3 protein-coding genes are annotated in these 4,108 nt (G+C 66.0%); 2 read left to right on the forward strand and 1 reads right to left on the reverse strand.

The features are described 5' to 3' along the window. The first annotated feature begins 424 nt into the window (after positions 1–424). Both Vqi01_RS30005 and Vqi01_RS30010 read left to right on the forward strand, forming a co-directional pair. Complete coding sequence (locus Vqi01_RS30005) at positions 425–574, forward strand: hypothetical protein (protein WP_204038499.1); 150 nt, start codon at positions 425–427, stop codon at positions 572–574. A gap of 326 nt (positions 575–900) precedes the next feature. Beyond that, positions 901–3,495, forward strand: coding sequence for a Nuclease sbcCD subunit C (locus tag Vqi01_RS30010; RefSeq protein WP_239098777.1), 2,595 nt, complete (start codon positions 901–903; stop codon positions 3,493–3,495). 127 nt (positions 3,496–3,622) lie between these two features. Here Vqi01_RS30010 and Vqi01_RS30015 read toward each other — a convergent pair whose 3' ends face one another. Continuing rightward, positions 3,623–4,030: a hypothetical protein gene (locus tag Vqi01_RS30015; RefSeq protein WP_204038500.1), complete on the reverse strand. Its 408-nt coding sequence runs from the start codon at positions 4,028–4,030 to the stop codon at positions 3,623–3,625. Positions 4,031–4,108 lie beyond the last annotated feature (78 nt).

The raw sequence follows: 4,108 nt of genomic DNA on the forward strand, positions 1-4,108 counted from the left end.
AAGCGCCACGGCCGGGTCAGCTCGTACCGCCCATCGAAGCTCGGTGGCATCCGGGTCAACATGCGTCATTGACACCCCGCCGAGGAATTGCCCTGAAGGCGAGTTCGGGTTCATGGCGAGCTATCGCCTTCCGGAGACCGTGTGGAGGTGGTGAGGCGCCTGGCGATGTACAAAGCGACGGGCGGCCTATTCCGGGCATCGCCGTGGAGCACGTCATTGGGCTTCGGCGGAGTCTGTCTGGTTGGATTCGCGGGCGCAGTGTCGGCAGTGTCGGGGGCAGGGTGCGTGACCTACTTCTACATCGCGGCGACTCGAACAACGCCGTCCGATACGTCGGAAGCGCGGTGCGGTCACGCTTGGCCGGCGTGGACGGCCGTATCCAGGAACATGCACGGACCGGCCGAGCCGCACGCTGGACCGGCTGATGGTGGTGCCCCTGATCCCGGACACCGAGGCGAGCCTCGTGCGCCGGATCGAAGGACGCGGCGGCGCGGTGCTCCAACCGCTGGAAACGATACGGCTGCCGGTCTTCGCAGGGGCACAAGACCAGTGGTTCTTCAGCACACCCCGCTAACGGAAAGTGCGGGTGGCCGGCCTCGTCCTTGACGAGGCCGACCACGCCGCCAAGTCGGAACTCCTCGACGGTTGGACAGCTGACCGAGGCGGATGGCCTGGCGAGGCCTCATCCGGTGGCGCCGATTCGTACGTATGGGCGGGTGTCGCGCCTTTTCCTCAGCTCACCGAACGTTACAGTGTCGACCCGGACGCTCAGACCACGGCGAATGATCACACGGAGCGAGTGCTTTGACGTCAGCAACGGCATCAACGGGGATCAGTCGGGCGGCATCGCCAGCGGGAACGAAGCACGGACCCGCACAGTTCTGGGCTGTCGACCTTCACGTGCACACCCCGGCCTCACGCGATGTCGACGTGCACACCTACGGCGCGAGCGAGCCCCGTCAGATCGTCGACGCGGCGATCGCCGCCGGGCTGCACGCGATCGCCGTCACCGATCACAACACCGCCGGCTGGTGCGACAGGATGGCTGAGGCCGCCCGCGACACGACGCTTGTGGTGCTGCCCGGCCTGGAGCTCAGCACGGCTGAAGGGCATCTCCTCGCCATCTGGGAAGAGGGAACCCCGGCGCAGCACATCGAGGACGTGCTCGTCGAACTCGGGGTGGTCCGCGCCGACCACGGTGACCTGCACAAGGCCTTGGACAAGGGCTTCGCCGACACCGCGAAGGTCATCACCGCCCGGGGCGGCCTGGCAATCCCGGCGCACGCCGACCGGGAGAAGGGCCTGCTCCGCCTCGCCGTGGCCGACCGCGTCAACCAGACGCTGCTCGACGATGCCATCGATGCCGTCGAGATTGTCGACATCACCGAGGCCGAGAGGATTAAGACGCGGCTCGACGGCCGGCGCGAACTCGCGGTGGTCCGCAGTTCCGACACCACCGCACCCGGCGCCAGCACCCACGTCCTGCACGGCATCGGCCACCGCCGGACCTGGATCAAGGCGTCGAGGCCGGACCTGTGCGGCCTGCGGCACGCGCTGGCGGATCCGGCTCTGCGTGTCCGCCTGGAAGAGCCGACAGCGCCGGAGCACACGGTAATCGAGTCCGTGACCGTGACCGGCGGGTTCCTCGACGGTCAGCAGTTCCAGTTTTCGTGCGACCTCAACTGCCTGCTCGGCGGGACGGGAGCGGGCAAGTCGCTGCTCATTGAGCTGGTCCGGTTCGCTCTCGATCAGCAGACCGACGCCGGCGACTTCCCGCAAGTCCGCAAAGAGGTCGAGTCCCGGCTGAAGTACGCGCTCACCTCGGGTTCAACCGTCGAGGTCGTGCTCACCCGCGGCCACGCGCGGTGCCTCGTACGCCGTGCGTACTTCGAGGATGGCTCCACCCAGCCTGAGTTCATCGGTGACACTGAGCATCTGACCGGCCTATCCGGCCGGATCGCGATCACCGGCTTCTCGCAGAGCGAGGTGATCGAATACGCCCGGACGCCGGTGGGACGGATGGCCCTTATCGATGCCGAGCTTGACCTCTGCGAGTTCGAGATTCGTGAAACGGATGCGGTGACGCGGCTCAACGACAACGGCCGGCTCATCGGCTCGCTCGAATCCAAGATCGCGCAGGCCAGCGCGAGGTTGGAGACCCTTCCGGAGGTCGAGAAGCGGCTGGAGGAGCTGTCCGGCCTGTTCGACGGCGAGACCATCAAGATGCAGGCGAAGTGGAGTGCGGAAAAGGCTCTTTTCGAGCCATTGGTCGGCATCCCCGAACTTAAGGTCACCGCGCGGACGGACAGCGGAGAGAAGTTCCGGGTGGTGGCCGCCATCGCTGACAACCAGGACCTCTACCAGCGGGCGCAGGCGGCGTACGCACAGTTGCGCGACGCGGTCGAGGCGGTAAACGCTCAGTTGGCGCAGGTCCTGCTGGTGGTGAACAAGGAACTGGTCGCCATCCGGCAGGAGTGGCTCGAACGGTACCGGCAGTTCGACCGTGAACTTGCCGAAGCGGTCAGCCGTATCGACGTCGACAACAAGGGTCTCGCCGCGCTGCGCACCCGCCTCGTCGAACTCCAGACGGAAAAGGCGAAACTCGACGCGCAGCAAACCCAGCTCAACGACGAGCTCGTGCCGAACTTGGCCACGGTTACGTCGTACCGGGAAGAGCTGATCGCCGAGCTGCTCGAAACGCGCAAGGCACGGCGGCGGCGGCGCGAGGACCGGATCAAGGCACTCAACAAGCTGATGGGCGGCATCGTCCGGATCAAGATGCTCTCCGAAAACGACGATTCGGCCTACCTCGCCGACCTGACGGCCATCGCCAAGGGCTCAAGGCTGCGCGCGCCGGTCCTTCAGCTGATCTGTAAGAAGTCGACCCCAGTCAAGCTGGTCCGCTCGTTCCTCGCCAACGATGTCGACGGCGTGTGTGCCGCCACGGGCGCCGAGCACAAACACGTCGAGACCCTGTTCGACCACGTGCGGGAAAAGGGCTCCATCGAGGACTTCCTGCGGATGCAGACCCTCGACCTGCACGACGGCCTCTCCGTCGAGTTCCGCAAACACGCCAACGACGGCTACGTGCCGATCGAGCGGCTCGCGCACGGCCAGAAGTGCACCGCCATCCTCATCATCGCCCTCGCCGACGGCAACGATCCCCTGATCATCGACCAGCCCGAGGACGCACTCCACGCCCCGTGGATCGAGGAATACCTCGTCGCGAAACTCCGCGACCTGCGCGGCGACCGGCAGTACATCTTCGCCACCCGCAGCCCTGGCCTCGTCGTCTCCGCCGACGCCGAAATGATCATCACACTCACCTCCGACGCCAACAACGGCGCCATCGAAGCCACCGGCTCCCTCGAACGCCACGACCTCAACGTCCTGACGCTCTACCACCTCGAAGGCGGTCCGCTGCCCTTCAAACGCCGAACCGTCAAGCTCGGCTCATCGATGAATTTGCGTGCGACGATCCCAGGGGTTGGGTAGATTCCGTGTTTGACCTGGGTGTGGTCCCTTGGGCAGGACATTGATCCTGTTCGGGAAGGGTCACGTTATGACAGACCAAGAACGCTGCTCTCCTTTCGCAGCCGACGCCGACGCACGCGGGGTTTGCTCAGCAGATGGTGGAGCGATCGAAACCGGGCCGGGCGGTTGACCGCCACACCGTGACGAGAGCGGCCACCACGTCCCGCCAGATCGCGTGAAGCTCCGGTGTCGGTCCGTGACAGTCGATGGCCTCGTCGAGGCTACACAGGGCGGGCGCCGCCGTCACGATGATGTCAAGCTCGGCCTCGGTTGCGGTGGCGAGTACCGCCGGGGTGTGCGAGGCGAAGTGCTTCGCCATGAGGGCGTGCCGCTGGAGCTGCACAAACGAGCTGACCCTTGGGTTGCGGGTGACCTTCGTGGCGACAGTCGCGCCTCCGGGTTGCCGCAGCAGGAACACCTGGGCGCCCGAGGTTCCAGACCTGATCGTACGCAGCAGGAAACTGCCGACCTGCCGGCCGGCGTCGTGGCCACTCATGAGGGTCCTCTTCTACGCGGTGGTGGCTGCGGTTTTGCGGGACCGTTCGGCCTTGCGGCGCAGTTGCGTGTAGACGCC

Source organism: Micromonospora qiuiae, assembly GCF_016863555.1.
In the GTDB taxonomy this organism is placed as follows: Bacteria; Actinomycetota; Actinomycetes; order Mycobacteriales; family Micromonosporaceae; genus Micromonospora; species Micromonospora qiuiae.

Bases quoted from the DNA above. Each gene is read 5' to 3' on its own strand.
- Vqi01_RS30005 (WP_204038499.1), top strand. From the start codon at position 425: ATGGTGGTGCCCCTGATCCCGGACACCGAGGCGAGCCTCGTGCGCCGG.
- Vqi01_RS30015 (WP_204038500.1), bottom strand. From the start codon at position 4,030: ATGAGTGGCCACGACGCCGGCCGGCAGGTCGGCAGTTTCCTGCTGCGT.